We start from the raw sequence: 14,595 nt of genomic DNA, 5'->3' as shown, positions 1-14,595 counted from the left end.
ACCCGCGCGGCGGGTCGGCCGGGACTGTTCCGTCAGGGATACCGACCGCTTAGTATGCCCGTGGCGAGGGTCCGCTGCGGCCCCGCACCAGCCGAGTGACCGAGGTCTGTGGAGGCATCAGGTGAAGGCATGGCGCGTACACGCGAACGGCGAGCCGCGGGAGGTGATGCGGCTCTCGGAGGTGCCGGATCCGCGACCGGGGCCGGGGCAGCTGCTGCTTGGGGTCCGAGCCGCCAATGTGAACTTCCCGGACGCGCTGCTGTGCCGCGGCCACTACCAGGTCCGGCCGCCGCTGCCGTTCACCCCGGGCGTGGAGATCTGCGGTGAGGTGCTGGCCGCGGGGGAGGGGGCGGCCGGCGAGGTCGGCGCGCGGGTGCTGGCCCAGCCGCCGCTGCCCGACGGCGGCTTCGCCGAGTTCGTGGTGGTCGAGGCGGCCACGGTGCGCCCCGCCCCCGAAGCGCTGGACGACGCCGAGGCCGCCGCGCTGCACATCGGCTACCAGACCGGCTGGTTCGGACTGCACCGCCGGGCCCGGATCCGGGCGGGCGAGACGCTGCTGGTGCACGCCGCGGCCGGCGGGGTCGGCAGCGCCGCCGTGCAACTGGGCAGGGCCGCCGGCGCGCGCGTCATCGGCGTCGTCGGCGGTGCCGAAAAGGCGTGTACCGCCCGGGAGTTGGGCTGCGACGTGGTCCTCGACCGGCGCCGTGACGACATCATCGCGGCGGTGAAGGAGGCCACCGGCGGGCGGGGCGCCGACGTGGTCTACGACCCGGTCGGCGGCGACGCGTACGCGCAGTCCGCCAAGTGCGTCGCCTTCGAGGGCCGTATCGTCGTCGTCGGCTTCGCCAGCGGCACCATCCCCACCCCCGCCCTCAACCACGCCCTGGTCAAGAACTACACCGTCCTGGGCCTGCACTGGGGCCTCTACAACGCCAAGGACCCGGCCGCCGTCGCCACCTGCCACGACGAACTCACCAAGCTCGCCGCCCAGGGGGCGGTCACACCGCTGATCGGCGGCCGGGTGCCGCTGTCGGGCGCCGCCGAGGCCGTCCAGCGGGTCGCCGACGGCGACTCCGTCGGGCGTCTCGTCGTGGTTCCCGGAACGGAGGAGACGTGATGACCGACGCCGCCGAACTGCGCCGGCGCACCGCCGAGTTGCTGGCCGCCAACCCTCCGGGGGCCACGGACCGGCTGGACTTCCTGCGGGCCCGTTTCGACGCCGGGCTGGCCTGGGTCCACTTCCCCGAAGGGCTCGGCGGACTGGACGCGCCCCGCGCCCTCCAGGCCGTCGTGGACGCGGAGCTGGAAGCCGCCGGCGCCCCCGGGAACGACCCCGGCCGGATCGGCATCGGCCTCGGCATGGCCGCGCCCACCATCCTGCGCTACGGCACCGACGAGCAGCGGCGGCGCTTCCTGCGCCCGCTGTGGACCGGCGAGGAGGTGTGGTGCCAGCTCTTCAGCGAGCCCGGCGCCGGCTCCGACCTGGCCGCGCTCGCCACCCGGGCGGTACGCGACGACGGCGGGGACTGGATCGTCGACGGGCAGAAGGTGTGGACCTCCAGCGCGCATCTGGCGCGCTGGGCGATCCTGATCGCGCGCACCGACCCCGACGTGCCCAAGCACCGCGGCATCAGCTACTTCGTCTGCGATATGACCGACCCGGGCGTCGAGGTGCGCCCGCTGCGGCAGATCACCGGCGAGGCCGAGTTCAACGAGGTGTTCCTGACCGGCGTGCGCATCCCGGACGCGCACCGGCTCGGCGAGGTCGGCGAGGGCTGGCGGGTCGCCCAGACCACGCTGATGAACGAGCGGGTCGCCATCGGCGGCGTCCGCACCCCCCGCGAGGGTGGGGGCACCCCCGCCGAAGGCAGGGGGAGCATGATCGGCGTCGCCGCCGCCGGCTGGCGGGCCCGCCCCGAACTGCGCACCCACGACCTGCACCGGCGGCTGCTGACGCTGTGGGTGGAGGCAGAGGTCGCCCGGCTCACCGGCGAGCGGCTGCGCCAGCAGCTCACGAAAGGCCAGCCCGGCCCCGAGGGCAGCGGGATGAAACTGGCCTTCGCCCGGCTCGCCCAGCAGATCAGCGGCTGGGAGGTGGAGTTCCTGGCCGAGGACGGGCTGGCCTACGACGACTGGACGCTGCGCCGCCCCGAAGGCGTCGACTTCACGGGCCGCGAGGCCGGCTACCGCTATCTGCGCGCCAAGGGGAACTCCATCGAAGGAGGCACCTCCGAAGTGCTGCTCAACATCGTCGCCGAGCGCGTGCTGGGCCTGCCGCCCGAGCCGCGTACCGACAAGGACGTCGCGTGGAAGGACCTCCCCCGATGACCACCGCCACCGACATGCCGGACCCCGACCTCCTCTACAGCGACGAGGAGGAGGCGCTGCGCGCCGCGGTCCGCGCGCTGCTCGCCGACCGCTGCGATCCGGCCGCCGTGCTCGCCGGCGCGGAGTCCGGCCGGCCGTACGACCCGGAGCTGTGGCGGGCGCTCGCCGTGGACATCGGCACCGCCGGGCTGCTGGTCCCGGAGAAGCTCGGCGGGCAGGGCGCGAGCGCCCGCGAGGCCGCCGTCGTCCTGGAGGAGCTGGGCCGCGCGGTCGCACCGGTCCCGTATCTGACCAGTGCGGTGGTCGCGGTCAGCGCGCTGCTGGGCTGCGACCCGTCCCGGGAGGAGGTCGCGGGGCCGCTGGCCGCGCTGGCCGAGGGCAGCGGCACCGGCGCGCTGGCCGTCCCGCTGCCGGCCGCGCCCGGCGGGAGTGGCGCGCCGACCGTACGGGCCGACGCCGCCGGCGCGCTGACCGGCCGGGTCGGCTCGGTCGCGGACGCGGCGGGCGCCGGGCTGCTGCTCGTGCCGGCCGAGGGGCCCGACGGCCCGGCCCTCTACGCGGTCGACGCCGGTGCGCCGGGCGTACGGGCCGAGGCCGTCACCCCGCTCGACCTCACCCGCCCCCTCGCGCACCTCGCCTTCGACCGGGCCCCCGGACGCCCGCTGGCCACCGGCGAGCGGGCCCGGGCCGCGGTGGACCGCGCGCTGCTCACCGGGGCGGGCCTGCTCGCCTCGGAGCAGCTGGGCATCGCCGAGTGGTGTCTGACCGAGACCGTGCGGCACACCGCCGAGCGCACCCAGTTCGGCCGCCCGGTCGGCTCGTTCCAGGCGCTCAAGCACCGGATGGCCGCGCTGTGGCTGGAGGTCGGCTCGGCCCGCGCCGCCGCCCGCAACGCCGCCGACGCGCTGGCGAGCGGCAGTTCCGACGCCCCGGTGGCGGTCGCGGTGGCGCAGGCGTACTGCGCACCGGTGGCGGTGCACGCCGCCGAGGAGTGCATCCAGCTGCACGGCGGCATCGGCATGACCTGGGAGCACCCTGCGCATCTCTTCCTCAAGCGCGCCAAGAGCGATGAACTCGCCCTCGGCACGCCGGGGCGGCACCGGGACGCGCTGGCCGCACTGGTCGACCTGGCCGCTCCGTAGCCGGCGTCCGGGTTCCGGGATCCGCCGCGCCGCCACCGGTCCGGCCGGCGCCGCGGTGGATCCAACGGGCCGGTGGCGCACGCCGGTTGGCGGCCCGGCCGGCCGCGCACTCAGTCGGTGACGGCGAACGGCTTGCTGTAGGCATGGACCGCTCCGTCGCCGGCGACCACCTCCACGGAGTACGCGGGGCCGGGCCGCACCCGCGGCAGGGTGACGATCGCCTCGCCGGCCGCCGCGGACCCGGCCCGCGGGGAGACCCGCGCCAGCCGCTGGGCGCGACCGCGGCCCGCCGCCGCGTTCAGCCAGACGTCCACGTCGGCACCGGTGGTGTTCGTCCAGGCCACCGGGAAGCTGCCGTGCGCCCGCAGGCTGATCGGGCCGGTGGGGGTGGTGACGTGGATCCGCCCGGCCGGCGGCGGTCCGGTCCCGGGCCGCCCGGGGGCGCGGGCGATGGCACCCAGCGCGGTGGTCGAGGCGCGGGCGGCCGAGCCGCCCCGGACGGCGCCGGTGTCGTCGACGAGGGCGGCACCGGCGGGGTCGGAGGTCGGGAGCGGGGTCTTCTGGAAGCCGGGGTGGTGCGAGGGGGCGAGATCGAGAACCAGCATGCAGCCGACAGCGGTGGCGGCGACGGTGATGGCGAGGGAGTTGGCCATCTCGGCGGCCCTGCCCATCGTGTCCTCCTTATCCTCGGGGGAGGGACGAGCCGGAACATCCCCGGTGACCTTGATCATCAAAAACGGCACGCGGAGCGACCACCCGGCCGGGCAGCTCCCGCGCGACAGGGCCGGAAAAGGCGTGCATACTGCGCCGCCGGCGGGCCCTTCCCGGTGTGCCGCCGGTCACCGTCGGAGGGTGTCTTGAAAGTGCGGTTCGGGTAGCGTCGAAGCCATGAAGACCGCAACCCGGCGTGTGCTGATCGGACCGGTTCTCCTGCTGCTGGCCGCTCTGCTGGCGGTGGCCGCGGTGGCCGCACCGGGTGCGTATGCCGCAGGTGGGCTGGACGAGGCGGCGGCCGCGCTGCGCAAAGGGCCCGTCTACGTGGACCCCCGGGCCTCGGGTCAGTTTTCGGCCAGCCAGGCGGATGCCCTCGCCAAGAAGATCAAGGACTCCGGCAAGCCGGTCTTCGTCGCCGTCCTGCCCCGCGCCTCCGACTACCAGCCCCGGACGCTGCTCCGGGACCTGCGCACCAAGGTCGGCATCAGCGGCGTCTACGCGGTCGAACTCGGCAACGCCTTCAACGCCGGCGCCGACCCCCGCGTCATGCCGCGCAGCGCCGTCCAGAACCTGGTCGGCGCGGTCAACCGCTCCGCGTACCCGACCGTCGCCGAGCGCCTCAACAGCTTCGTCGACACGGCGGCCGGCGAGGCGCGCGGCCACGCCCCGTCCTCATGGGGCGGCACCGGCGGCACCGGCTTCGACACCGGTACCGCGATCGGCATCGGCGCACTGATCGTCATCGGTGGCGGCGGTGCCTACGCCATCGCCCGCCGCAACCGCCGCCGGCGCGCCGAGGCGGAGCGCGCCGCCCTCGAAGACCTGCGGGTGGTGGTCGACGAGGACATCACCGCCTTCGGCGAGGAGCTGGACCGGCTCGACTTCGACCCCGGCGAGCCCGGCGCCGACGACGCGATGCGCGCCGACTACACCCACGCCCTGGACGCCTACGAGGACGCCAAGTCGGCGATGGCCGCGGCCGAGCACCCCGGCGACGTGCAGGCCGTCACCAAGGAGCTGGAGGACGGCCGCTTCTCGCTCGCCACGCTGGCCGCCCGCCGCGAGGGCAGGCCGCTGCCCGAGCGCCGGCCGCCGTGCTTCTTCGACCCGCGGCACGGCCCGTCCGCCGTCGACGTGGCCTGGGCCCCGTCCGGCGGCGCCGAGCGCACCGTCCCGGTCTGCGCCGCGGACAAGACCCGCCTGGACGAGGGCCGCGAGCCGCTGGCCCGCACGGTCCGCACCCCGCAGGGCGACCGCCCCTACTGGGACGCGGGACCCGCCTACGGCCCCTGGGCCGGCGGCTACTTCGGCAGCGGGCTGCTCCCCGGCCTCCTGGCCGGCACCGTGCTCGGCCACATGATGGCGTCCACGCCCGCCTACGGAGCCGACTTCGGCGGCTATCAAGGCGCCGACGGCGGCGAGGTCACCGGCGCCGACTTCAACCCCGACGACTTCAGCGGCGGGTTCGGCGGTGACGGCGGCTTCGGAGGCGGCGACGGAGGCTTCGGCGGCGACTTCTGACCCGGTACCGCCCCGGGCCCGGCTCCTCTCCAGGGGCCGGGCTCCTCGTATGCCCCGGCAGGTCACCCGCTAACAGCCGCCCTCCGCACCGGAGTTGGCCACCACCACCCGCTTGGCACCCAGGAAGCGCGCATAGCGCGGCCGGGCCGCGAAGTCGGCGTAGCGCCACACGGCCGGCCGGCCCACCTCCCGGCACAGGTGCAGCACTTGGTCGGGTCCCAGGTGGACGCCCACGTGCGCGCCGTAGCCCGGCGGCCGGTCCGCGACCGGGCCGGCGTCGAAGAGGACCAGGTCCAGCGGGCGGGTCGGGTCGGCCGGCCGGGTCGCGTCCCGGTCCGCCCAGAGTTCGGCCGAGCGCAACGGGGGGACCAGCAGGCCGAAGTGGCGCAGGACGGCGTAGGCGTAGCGCTGGCAGTTGGCGCCGCCGGTGAGGGCGGAGTTCCCGTCCGCCGCGTATGACGGGCATTCAGGTGGCGTCGCTCCCGGATGGCGGACGCCCGAGTAGGCGACGTTGCGCAGCGCCCCGGGCAGCGCGTCGAAGGCGACCGGGCCGCGCACGGAGGGGACTTGGGGACGGGCGTCGGAGGGCACCGGCCCATCATGCAGGTGCTCTCTCCCGTGCCGCCTGTCGCGGGGTCGAGGAGTCTGGGGGCCTGAGCCCGGCCGGATCCGACGTGTACTCGACACCGCGAGGAGATCCCCGATGGAACGCCGCTTTCGCAAGGCCGCTCTGTGGAGTGCGGCCGTGGTCGCCATGCTGGCGGCCGTCGCACCGCACAGTCCGGCACACGCCCTGCCGCAGTCCGACCCCAGTCCCCAGCCCTCGCAGCGCGGCATGCTGGATGCGATGCGCCGCGACCTGGGGCTGACGCCGGCTCAGGCGCGAACCCGGCTCGCGCAGGAGGCCGAGGCGCAGCACACCTCCCTCGCGGTGCGCCGGGCGCTGGCCGTGCCGCCCGCCGGGATGTGGTTCGACAAGCAGACCGGCAAGCTCGTCGTCGCGGTGACCAACGCCGCCGACGTCCGCCGCGTCCGGGCCGCGGGGGCGGTGCCCAAGGTCGTCCGGCACAGCCGGGCCACGCTCAACGGGGTGGTGCGGCAGATCGCGGAACGGGCCGGCCGCGGCGTACCGGGCGTCACCGGCTGGGGCGTGGACGAGCGCGCCAACGGGGTCGTGGTCCGGGTCGACCGCGCGGCGCGGACCAAGCGGACCGCCGGTTTCGAAAGCGCGGTACGGCAGGTCGCCGTCCGCTCGCGGGTCCCGGTCACCGTCGAGCGCAGCGACCAGGCGCCGCGCCAGCAGAGCGGCACGGTCGTCGGCGGCCAGCGCTGGATGCCGGGCACCGAGGGCATCTGCTCCATCGGCTTCTCGGTGACCGGTCCGGGCAGCTACCGCGGCTTTCTGACGGCGGGTCACTGCACCCTCAAGCCCGACCTGCCGGCGTACGGCAAGGACGGCAGCCTGATGGGGATCTCGAACGAGGGCGGGGCGCACAGCGTCAACGGGCACGACGGCGACTTCGGGCTGGTCACGGTCAACCAGCCGGACTGGCGGCTGAGTTCGGCGGTGGCGGGCCAGGGCGGCAGCCCGGTCGCCGTCACCGGTGCCCAGGAGGGCATCGTCGGGACGTCGGTCTGCCACTCGGGCCAGACCAGCGGGTGGCGCTGCGGTGAGATCACCCGCACCGGGCAGACCGTGGACTACGGCACCGCCGTCGTCAACGGGCTGTCCTTCACCAACGCCTGCTCGGCGGCTGGGGATTCGGGCGGATCGTACGTCTCGCAACCCGGCGCCCCGAAGGCCGTAGGGGTGCACTCCGGCGGCGGTGCCGCGACCTGCAAGACCGGCGGGGACACCGTCACCATCTTCCAGCCGATCCAGGAAGCGCTGGAGAAGTGGGATCTGCGGCTGGTGACCGGCACCCCGTGAGCCCCGGCCCGGGGCGTCCCCGGACGGCAGCCCCGGACCGATTCATGACCATGCCTTTACGTGCTGTTTAATGGCAGCTGCTCAATTGCGAGCAATGCGCAATAACAGTCGATCTTCAAAGGGGTGTGGGCATGACGGCCCGGTCCATACGGGGAGCGGTCGCCGCGGCCACGGCGGCCACCATGGCGCTCGCGGCGACGGCCTGCGCGGCACCGGACGACGGCCGCGGCGCCGGCAGGGCCGCGGACTCCGCCGTCGTCGGGATCGCCCACGAACCGGAGACGCTCAGCCCGCTGCTGGGCTACGGCAAGGACGGCAACTCCAAGATCTTCGACGGACTGCTCACCCACGACGCCGGGATGGCGCTCCGGCCCGCCCTCGCCGCCGCCCTCCCCAAGGTCACCGACGGCGGTACAACCTACACCTACCCGCTCCGCCGGGGCGTCACGTTCAGCGACGGCAAGCCCTTCACCGCCGACGACGTGGTCTTCACCTACCGCACCATCCTCGACGCGAAGACCAACAACGCCTCCAAGGCCGAACTGGACGCCATCGAGAAGGTGGAGAAGAAGGACGACCGGACCGTCGTCTTCCATCTCAAGTACCCCTACGCGCCGTTCGCCGAGCGCACCGTGCTGCCCATCGCCCCCCGGCACATCGCGGGCGAGCAGGACGTCAACACCGGCTCCTTCACCACCAGGCCGATCGGCACCGGGCCGTACGTCCTCACCGACTGGTCCAAGGGCGAGAAGCTCACTTTCACCGCCAACCCCCACTACTGGGGCGGGGTGCCCAAGGTGAAGCGCCTCACCATGGCGGTCGTCAAGGACGACGACATCCGCGCCACCCGGCTGCGCTCCGGCGACCTCGACGGCGCCATCCTGCCGCCCGACCTCGCCGCCGCCTTCAAGGCCGACAAGGGCCGTACCACCCTCGCCGCCAAGACCTTCGACTACCGCAACGTCACCCTGCCCGGCGCCAACCCGGTCACCGGCGACCGGGCCGTACGCCGGGCACTGGACCTCGCGGTGGACCGCCGGGCCATGGTCAAGGGCATCCTGAGCGGCGCCGGCAAGCCGGCCTACGGGCCGGTGCCCACCGACAGCCCGTGGTTCGCCAAGGGCACCGAGCGCCCGTACGACCTCGCCGAGGCGCGGCGCATCCTCGACGGCGCGGGCTGGACGGAGGGCCTCGACGGCATCCGGGAGAAGGACGGCCGCCGCGCCTCCTTCACCCTCTGGTACCTCTCCGGCGACACGCTCCGCCAGGAGCACGCGCTGGCCTTCGCCTCGGACGCCAGGAAGGCCGGCATCGAGGCCAGGGTCGAGTCCGGCACCTGGGAGGCCATCGCACCGCACATGAAGCAGGACGCGGTGCTCGCCGGCGGCGGCAGCCCTGCCGACCCCGACTTCGACCAGTACCTGCTGCTGCACTCCTCGCTCGCCGGCGACGGCTTCAACAACATGTCGCGGTACGCCGACGCCACCGTCGACGAGCAGCTGGTCGCGGCCCGCCGCACCGACGACCGGGCCGCCCGCAAGGCCGCCTACGACACCATTCAGCGGCGCCTGGCCGAGAACCCCGCCTACGTCTTCCTCACCCACGTCGACCACCTCTACGTCATCGCCGACCGCTGGCAGGGCCTGACCACCCAGGTCGAGCCGCACGACCACGGACTGGCCTCCGGCCCCTGGTGGAACGCAGAGGACTGGCAGCCCGCGAAGTGACCGCCCTGTCCTCGCCGCCCTGGGGGCCGATGGCGCGGATGACCGCACGGCGGGCGCTGCTCGCCGTGCCGGTCCTGCTCGCCGTCACCCTCGGGGTGTTCGCGATCGCCGCGGCCTCGCCCTTCGACCCGGTGCAGGCGTACGCCGGCACCGCCGGGCTGACCGCCTCGCAGCACAACCTCGACCAGCTCCGGCACAACCTCGGCGCCGACCGCCCGCTGCTCGCCCGCTGGTGGGACTGGCTGACCGGCGCCCTCACCGGCGACCTCGGCGACTCGGCCGCGCTGCGCGCCCCGGTCTCCCAGGTCATCGGCGAACGCATCGGCTGGTCCGTGCTGCTGTGCGCCCTCGCCTTCACGCTCGCCGTGCTCGCCGGCACCCTGCTCGGCGTGCTGGCCGCCCGGCGCCGCGGCGGCCCGCTCGACCGCGCGGTCACGTCCGCCGCCTACACCCTCGAAGCCGCGCCGCCGTTCTGGCTCGGACTGCTCGCCGTCTGGCTGGGCGCGATCGAACTGGGCGTGCTGCCGGCCGGCGGACTCACCGACACCGGCAGCGACGTCGCCACCGCGGGCCAGATCGCCCGCCATGCGCTGCTGCCCGCGCTGGTGCTGGCCGTCTCCCAGCTCCCGTGGTTCGTGCTCTACGTACGGCAGGGCGTCGGCGACGCGCTGGACGAGGACCCGGTACGCGGCGCCCGGGCGCGCGGGCTGCGGGAGCGGACCGTACTGCTCGGGCACGCGCTGCGCTGCGGACTGCTGCCGGTGCTGACCCTCGTCGGCTCCCGGGTCCCGGAACTGATCACCGGTGCGCTGCTGGTCGAGACCGTCTTCAGCTGGCCGGGCATCGCCGCCGCCACCGTCCAGGCGGCCACCGGCGTGGACTTCCCGCTGCTGGCCGCGCTGACGGTGCTCGCCACCGCCGCCGTGCTGGCCGGCAACCTGCTGTCCGACCTGCTGTACGGACTGGCCGACCCGAGGGTGGGGTTCGATGGCTGACACCGCCAAGTCCCTTGATGCGCATGGTGGTTGGCGCGATGTGCCGACCGCGGGACGCGCGGCCGGCGGCCGTACGGCGCGCGCCCTGCGGGTGCGGGTCTGCGCCGGACTGCTGGCGCTCGTCGTCCTCGCCGTGCTCGTCGTCCCGCCGCTCCTCCCTCTGGACCCGCAGGCGGTGGCCCTGGCCGAAAAGCTCCAACCCCCCTCCGCGGCCCATCCGTTCGGCACCGACGAGGTCGGCCGCGACCTGCTGCTGCGCTGCGTCCACGGGCTGCGGGTGTCGCTGCTGGTCGGAGTGGTCGCGGCGCTGGCCGCAAGCGTCCTCGGCACCGCCGTCGGCGCGCTGGCCGGCGCCCTCGGGGGCTGGGCCGACCGCGCCGTGATGCGGGTGGTCGACCTCTTCTCCTCCGTGCCGCACCTGCTGCTGGGCATCTTCGTCGTGGCGATGTTCCGGCCCGGCGTCTGGCCGGTGATCGTCTCGGTGGCGCTGACGCACTGGCTGTCGACCGCCCGCATCGTCCGCGCCGAGGTGCTCTCGCTGCGCTCCCGGCCGTATCTCGACGCGGCACTCACCGGCGGCGCCTCCCGCCGGCGGGTGATGGCCCGTCACCTCCTGCCCGCCGTACTCCCGCAGGCCGGACTCGCCGCCGTCCTCATGGTCCCGCACGCCATCTGGCACGAGTCCGCGCTGTCGTTCCTGGGCCTGGGGCTGCCCGCCCACGAGGCGAGCCTGGGCATCATGGCCAACGCCGCCCGCGGCTCCCTGCTGGCCGGGGCCTGGTGGCCCACGCTCTTCCCGGGCCTGTTCCTCATCGTCCCCACCCTCGCCGTCGCGGGCCTGGCCGGCGCCTGGCGGGAGCGGATCAACCCGCGCCGCCGATCGGAGCTGATGCTGTGACCGCCACCGACCCCACGGGCGCCGGCGGCCGGCCCGTGCTGTCCGTCCGCGGGCTGTCCGTCCGCTTCCGGATGCCCGGCGGCCGGTCGGTCGCCGCGGTCACCGATGCCACCTTCGCGCTGGCGCCGGGGGAGTGCCTGGCCCTGGTCGGGGAGAGCGGCTGCGGCAAGTCCGTGCTGGCGTCGGCGCTGCTCGGACTGCTGCCCGGCAACGCGCAGACGGCCGGTACGGCGCTGCTGTCCGCCGGCCGCGCGGAGACCGAGCTGCTGACCGCGTCCGAGGCCGAGCTGGCCCGGTCGATTCGCGGCCGGCGCATCGGTCTCGTACCGCAGAGCCCGGCCGCGCACCTCACCCCCGTACGCACCGTACGCGCCCAACTGGAGAAGCAGTAAGGGAGTTGGCTGGAGTCAGGGGGCGGGTGGAGCTGCGGGCGGCGGCGGAGCGGGCCGCCGGGCGCGCCGCCTTCCCGTCGGACCACCTCGACCGTCACCCCCACCAGCTCTCCGGCGGCCTGGCCCAGCGCGCCGCGACCGCGCTCGCGCTGGTCGGCGACGCGCCGCTGCTGCTCGCCGACGAGCCGACCACCGGCCTGGACCGCCCACTGGTGGACCGTACGGTCGACGAACTCAAGCGGCACACCGGCGGCGACCGCGCACTGCTGATGATCACTCATGACCTGGCGGCGGCCGAGCGGATCGCCGACCGGGTCGCCGTGATGTACGCCGGCCGGATCGTCGAACTCGCCGACGCACCACGGTTCTTCGGCACCCCCGGACCCCGGCACCCCTACGCCCGCGGACTGCTCGCCGCGCTGCCCGACCGGGCCTTCACCCCCATCCCCGGCATGCCGCCCGAACTCGGTGCGCTGCCGGACGGCTGTGCCTACGCCGCCCGCTGCGACCGGGCCACCGCCCGCTGCGCGCAGGTCCCCGCCCCCTACGACGGCGTCGCCTGCCACCACCCGGTCACGGCGGAAGAGGACGCACGCCATGCTTGAACTGCGCGGCATCACGGCCGGATACGACCGCCGCGCCCCGGCCGTCCGCGGCCTCTCGCTCACCATCGCCCCCGGGGAGGCGGTCGGACTGCTGGGTCCCAGCGGCTGCGGCAAGTCCACCCTGGCGCGGGTCGCCGCCCTGCTGCACCGGCCCGACGCCGGCACCGTGACCGTGGACGGCGAGCCCGCCCGCGGCTGGCGGCACCGCGCACCCCGGGACCTGCGCACCGCCTTCGGCGTGCTGTTCCAGCAGCCCCGGCTCTCCGCGGATCCCCGCCTGCGCCTCGCCGAGCTGATCGCCGAGCCGCTGCGCGCCACCGGCCGCCGAGCCGAGATCCCGTGCCGGGTAGGGGAGTTGGCGGACCGGGTCGGCCTCGGCGCCGACCTGCTCGCCCGCCGCCCGCACGAGGTCAGCGACGGCCAGCTGCAACGCGCCTGCCTGGCCCGCGCCCTGGTGCTGCGGCCGCGCTGGCTGATCTGCGACGAGATGACCGCGATGCTGGACGCCTCCACCACCGCGGCGCTGGTGGCCGTCGTGGAGTCGTACCGCAGGGAGAGCGGCGCCGGACTGCTCGCGGTCGGCCATGACCGCACCCTCCTGGAGCGCTGGTGCGACCGGACGGTCCGCTGGGCCGAGTTGGGCGGCTCCCCGGAAATGCCGCCCGCCCGCTGATCACCGCCGCCTACGATGGCCAACCAGGAAGCCGGGAGCGGGGACCCGTAGCGGGGACCCGGGAAGAACGGGAGAGAGCGTGGCGGACGGGGCGAAGGCAGTGGCGGACGCGAGCGGGACTCCGGCGGCAGGGGCGGCCGAGCCGTTCACCGTGCCCATCACCGTCCGGGGCTACGAGACCGACACCCAGGGCCACCTCAACCAGAGCGTCTACCTCCAGTACGCCGAGCACGCCCGCTGGTCGCTGCTCCAGGCGTGCGGCATCGGGCAGAGCGCCATGGTCGCCACCGGCGTCGGCCCGGTGACCGTCGAGACCACCATCCGCTACCGGCGTGAGCTGCGGGCCGGCGACGAGGTCGAGGTGAGCGCCGCGATCGTCTGGGGCGAGGGCAGGACCTTCGTCTTCGAGCAGACCGTGCGCAAGGCGGACGGCACGGTGGCCGCCGAGATCAGCGCCGTCTGCGGGCTGCTGGACCTCACCGAGCGCAAGCTGGTCAAGGACCCCGGGGCGGTGCTGCGCACGCTCTCTGACGACCCGTCACCGCTCGGCCTGAGCGCGAAGTGAGGCGGCCGGGGGAGACGCACCGCGCGGCTCCCCCGGGTCACGACCCGCCGCGCGCCGGCACCACCAGCACCTCCGTGCCGCCCGCCCGCACCGCCCGTACCTGCTCCGCCGGCAGCCCGTCGTCGACGATCAGCAGGTCGAAGTCGGCCAGCGGCGCCAGCGCGTAGAGCCCGTCCTTGGTGAACTTGGTGTGGTCGGCGACCAGCACCCGCCGCGCCGCGCTCTCCATCATGGCCCGTTTGACCTGCACCGTCTCCGGTGAGGTGTGGTAACAGCGGCCGTTGGCGACGGCCGTGGTGGACAGGAACAGCACATCGGCGCGGTAGGCCCGTACGGCGTCCGCGGTGTGCAGCCCCATGAAGGCGTCATAGGCCGGGAAGTACGCCCCGCCGAGCGTGATCAGCGAGATGCCGGGCTCCTTGGCGAGCGTGGTGACGGCCGGCAGCGAGTTGGTGATCACGGTCAGCGGGGTGTGCTCGGAGACGTGGTGCGCCAGCAGCAGACAGGTGGTGCTGTCGTCCAGCAGCACCGTCTGGCCGGGGACCAGCAGCCGTGCGGCGGCCCGCGCCAGCAGCTGCTTGGTCGCCGCCATGGTCGCCATCCGCTCCGCCACGCTGCCGTGGAACTGCGCCGACGGCAGCCCGGTCGCGCCGCCCCGCACCTTGCGCAGCCAGCCCTGTGCCTGCAGCGCGTCCAGATCCCGGTGGGCCGTCATCAGGCTGATCCCGAACTCGGCGGCGAGGTCCGAGGTCCGGACGAACCCCCGGGCGATCACGCTCTCCCGTATCCGGCGCCGCCGTTCCTCCTGCGCCTCGACCCGGTCCATCGCCCCGTTCCTTCCCGCCGCCGCGCGGCGCACCGCGCTCCCGGCACGGCCCGCCCCGCGTGAACTCGCCACGTTATGTTCGCACGGATTTAACACCGTGCCCGCGGGCGAGCGCACCGCAGATGCCGATTCCGCTCCGACGCAACACGGCAGGTCGCCGCCCCGATGCGAAGATTCCGGCCACCCTTGACGCCCCTTTTACGCCAGCGGTTGCATCACTGCGTCCTCCACCGGCCGCCGCCGAAATCCGCCGCAGAATCCCGCCGCAGAAAGGGGAGC

General features: G+C 74.7%; 13 protein-coding genes and 1 pseudogene. 11 read left to right on the top strand and 3 right to left on the bottom strand.

What is annotated here, in order from left to right:
- The first annotated feature begins 121 nt into the window (after window positions 1–121).
- From GR130_RS26300 to GR130_RS26290, 3 genes are read left to right on the top strand one after another with little or no spacing between them, the layout of a single operon-like run.
- Window positions 122–1,117, top strand: a complete 996-nt coding sequence (locus GR130_RS26300; protein ID WP_159507007.1) for an NADPH:quinone oxidoreductase family protein — start codon at window positions 122–124, stop codon at window positions 1,115–1,117.
- The gene (locus tag GR130_RS26295; protein ID WP_159507006.1) at window positions 1,117–2,328 is read left to right on the top strand and encodes an acyl-CoA dehydrogenase family protein; all 1,212 of its coding nucleotides are present in this window, start codon (window positions 1,117–1,119) and stop codon (window positions 2,326–2,328) included. The genes GR130_RS26300 and GR130_RS26295 overlap by 1 nt, the downstream gene beginning before the upstream one ends.
- The gene (locus tag GR130_RS26290) at window positions 2,325–3,470 is read left to right on the top strand and encodes an acyl-CoA dehydrogenase family protein (protein WP_159507005.1); all 1,146 of its coding nucleotides are present in this window, start codon (window positions 2,325–2,327) and stop codon (window positions 3,468–3,470) included. The genes GR130_RS26295 and GR130_RS26290 overlap by 4 nt, the downstream gene beginning before the upstream one ends.
- A 110-nt stretch (window positions 3,471–3,580) precedes the next feature.
- Here the strand turns inward: GR130_RS26290 and GR130_RS26285 are convergent, their stop codons facing one another.
- Complete coding sequence (locus GR130_RS26285) at window positions 3,581–4,141, bottom strand: hypothetical protein (RefSeq protein WP_159507004.1); 561 nt, start codon at window positions 4,139–4,141, stop codon at window positions 3,581–3,583.
- 217 nt (window positions 4,142–4,358) lie between these two features.
- Between GR130_RS26285 and GR130_RS26280 the strand changes: the two genes are divergently transcribed.
- The gene (locus tag GR130_RS26280; RefSeq protein WP_159507003.1) at window positions 4,359–5,705 is read left to right on the top strand and encodes a hypothetical protein; all 1,347 of its coding nucleotides are present in this window, start codon (window positions 4,359–4,361) and stop codon (window positions 5,703–5,705) included.
- Window positions 5,706–5,774: 69 nt separating this feature from the next.
- Here the strand turns inward: GR130_RS26280 and GR130_RS26275 are convergent, their stop codons facing one another.
- Window positions 5,775–6,296 carry a cell wall hydrolase gene (locus tag GR130_RS26275; RefSeq protein WP_159507002.1) on the bottom strand — a complete coding sequence of 174 codons (522 nt, stop codon included), beginning with the start codon at window positions 6,294–6,296 and terminating at the stop codon, window positions 5,775–5,777.
- 112 nt (window positions 6,297–6,408) lie between these two features.
- On the opposite strand from GR130_RS26275, the gene GR130_RS26270 reads away from it, so the two are divergent.
- The 7 genes and pseudogenes from GR130_RS26270 to GR130_RS26240 all read left to right on the top strand — a co-directional run bounded on the left by GR130_RS26270 (window position 6,409) and on the right by GR130_RS26240 (window position 13,490).
- Complete coding sequence (locus tag GR130_RS26270) at window positions 6,409–7,635, top strand: S1 family peptidase (protein WP_159507001.1); 1,227 nt, start codon at window positions 6,409–6,411, stop codon at window positions 7,633–7,635.
- A 131-nt stretch (window positions 7,636–7,766) separates the two neighbouring features.
- On the top strand, window positions 7,767–9,362 hold the full coding sequence (locus GR130_RS26265; RefSeq protein WP_159507000.1) for an ABC transporter substrate-binding protein: 1,596 nt from the start codon (window positions 7,767–7,769) through the stop codon (window positions 9,360–9,362).
- A 29-nt stretch (window positions 9,363–9,391) separates the two neighbouring features.
- Window positions 9,392–10,357, top strand: a complete 966-nt coding sequence (locus tag GR130_RS26260; protein WP_159510227.1) for an ABC transporter permease — start codon at window positions 9,392–9,394, stop codon at window positions 10,355–10,357.
- Window positions 10,350–11,255 carry an ABC transporter permease gene (locus tag GR130_RS26255; protein WP_159506999.1) on the top strand — a complete coding sequence of 302 codons (906 nt, stop codon included), beginning with the start codon at window positions 10,350–10,352 and terminating at the stop codon, window positions 11,253–11,255. The genes GR130_RS26260 and GR130_RS26255 overlap by 8 nt, the downstream gene beginning before the upstream one ends.
- Window positions 11,256–11,326: 71 nt before the next feature.
- Window positions 11,327–12,252, top strand: a pseudogene (locus tag GR130_RS26250) (ABC transporter ATP-binding protein).
- Window positions 12,245–12,925 carry an ABC transporter ATP-binding protein gene (locus tag GR130_RS26245; RefSeq protein ID WP_159506998.1) on the top strand — a complete coding sequence of 227 codons (681 nt, stop codon included), beginning with the start codon at window positions 12,245–12,247 and terminating at the stop codon, window positions 12,923–12,925. Before GR130_RS26250 ends, GR130_RS26245 begins: the two are co-directional and overlap by 8 nt.
- Window positions 12,926–13,004: 79 nt before the next feature.
- Window positions 13,005–13,490: an acyl-CoA thioesterase gene (locus tag GR130_RS26240; RefSeq protein ID WP_236573507.1), complete on the top strand. Its 486-nt coding sequence runs from the start codon at window positions 13,005–13,007 to the stop codon at window positions 13,488–13,490.
- A gap of 37 nt (window positions 13,491–13,527) precedes the next feature.
- Here the strand turns inward: GR130_RS26240 and GR130_RS26235 are convergent, their stop codons facing one another.
- Window positions 13,528–14,316, bottom strand: coding sequence for a DeoR/GlpR family DNA-binding transcription regulator (locus GR130_RS26235; protein ID WP_159506997.1), 789 nt, complete (start codon window positions 14,314–14,316; stop codon window positions 13,528–13,530).
- Window positions 14,317–14,595 lie beyond the last annotated feature (279 nt).

This window comes from Streptomyces sp. GS7 (assembly GCF_009834125.1).
Taxonomy (GTDB): Bacteria; Actinomycetota; Actinomycetes; order Streptomycetales; family Streptomycetaceae; genus Streptomyces.
This window is presented reverse-complemented; position numbering and strand designations above follow the sequence as displayed.

Bases quoted from the DNA above. Each gene is read 5' to 3' on its own strand.
- GR130_RS26295 (WP_159507006.1), top strand. From the start codon at position 1,117: ATGACCGACGCCGCCGAACTGCGCCGGCGCACCGCCGAGTTGCTGGCC.
- GR130_RS26290 (WP_159507005.1), top strand. From the start codon at position 2,325: ATGACCACCGCCACCGACATGCCGGACCCCGACCTCCTCTACAGCGAC.
- GR130_RS26285 (WP_159507004.1), bottom strand. From the start codon at position 4,141: ATGGGCAGGGCCGCCGAGATGGCCAACTCCCTCGCCATCACCGTCGCC.
- GR130_RS26280 (WP_159507003.1), top strand. From the start codon at position 4,359: ATGAAGACCGCAACCCGGCGTGTGCTGATCGGACCGGTTCTCCTGCTG.
- GR130_RS26270 (WP_159507001.1), top strand. From the start codon at position 6,409: ATGGAACGCCGCTTTCGCAAGGCCGCTCTGTGGAGTGCGGCCGTGGTC.
- GR130_RS26265 (WP_159507000.1), top strand. From the start codon at position 7,767: ATGACGGCCCGGTCCATACGGGGAGCGGTCGCCGCGGCCACGGCGGCC.
- GR130_RS26260 (WP_159510227.1), top strand. From the start codon at position 9,392: ATGGCGCGGATGACCGCACGGCGGGCGCTGCTCGCCGTGCCGGTCCTG.
- GR130_RS26255 (WP_159506999.1), top strand. From the start codon at position 10,350: ATGGCTGACACCGCCAAGTCCCTTGATGCGCATGGTGGTTGGCGCGAT.
- GR130_RS26245 (WP_159506998.1), top strand. From the start codon at position 12,245: ATGCTTGAACTGCGCGGCATCACGGCCGGATACGACCGCCGCGCCCCG.
- GR130_RS26235 (WP_159506997.1), bottom strand. From the start codon at position 14,316: ATGGACCGGGTCGAGGCGCAGGAGGAACGGCGGCGCCGGATACGGGAG.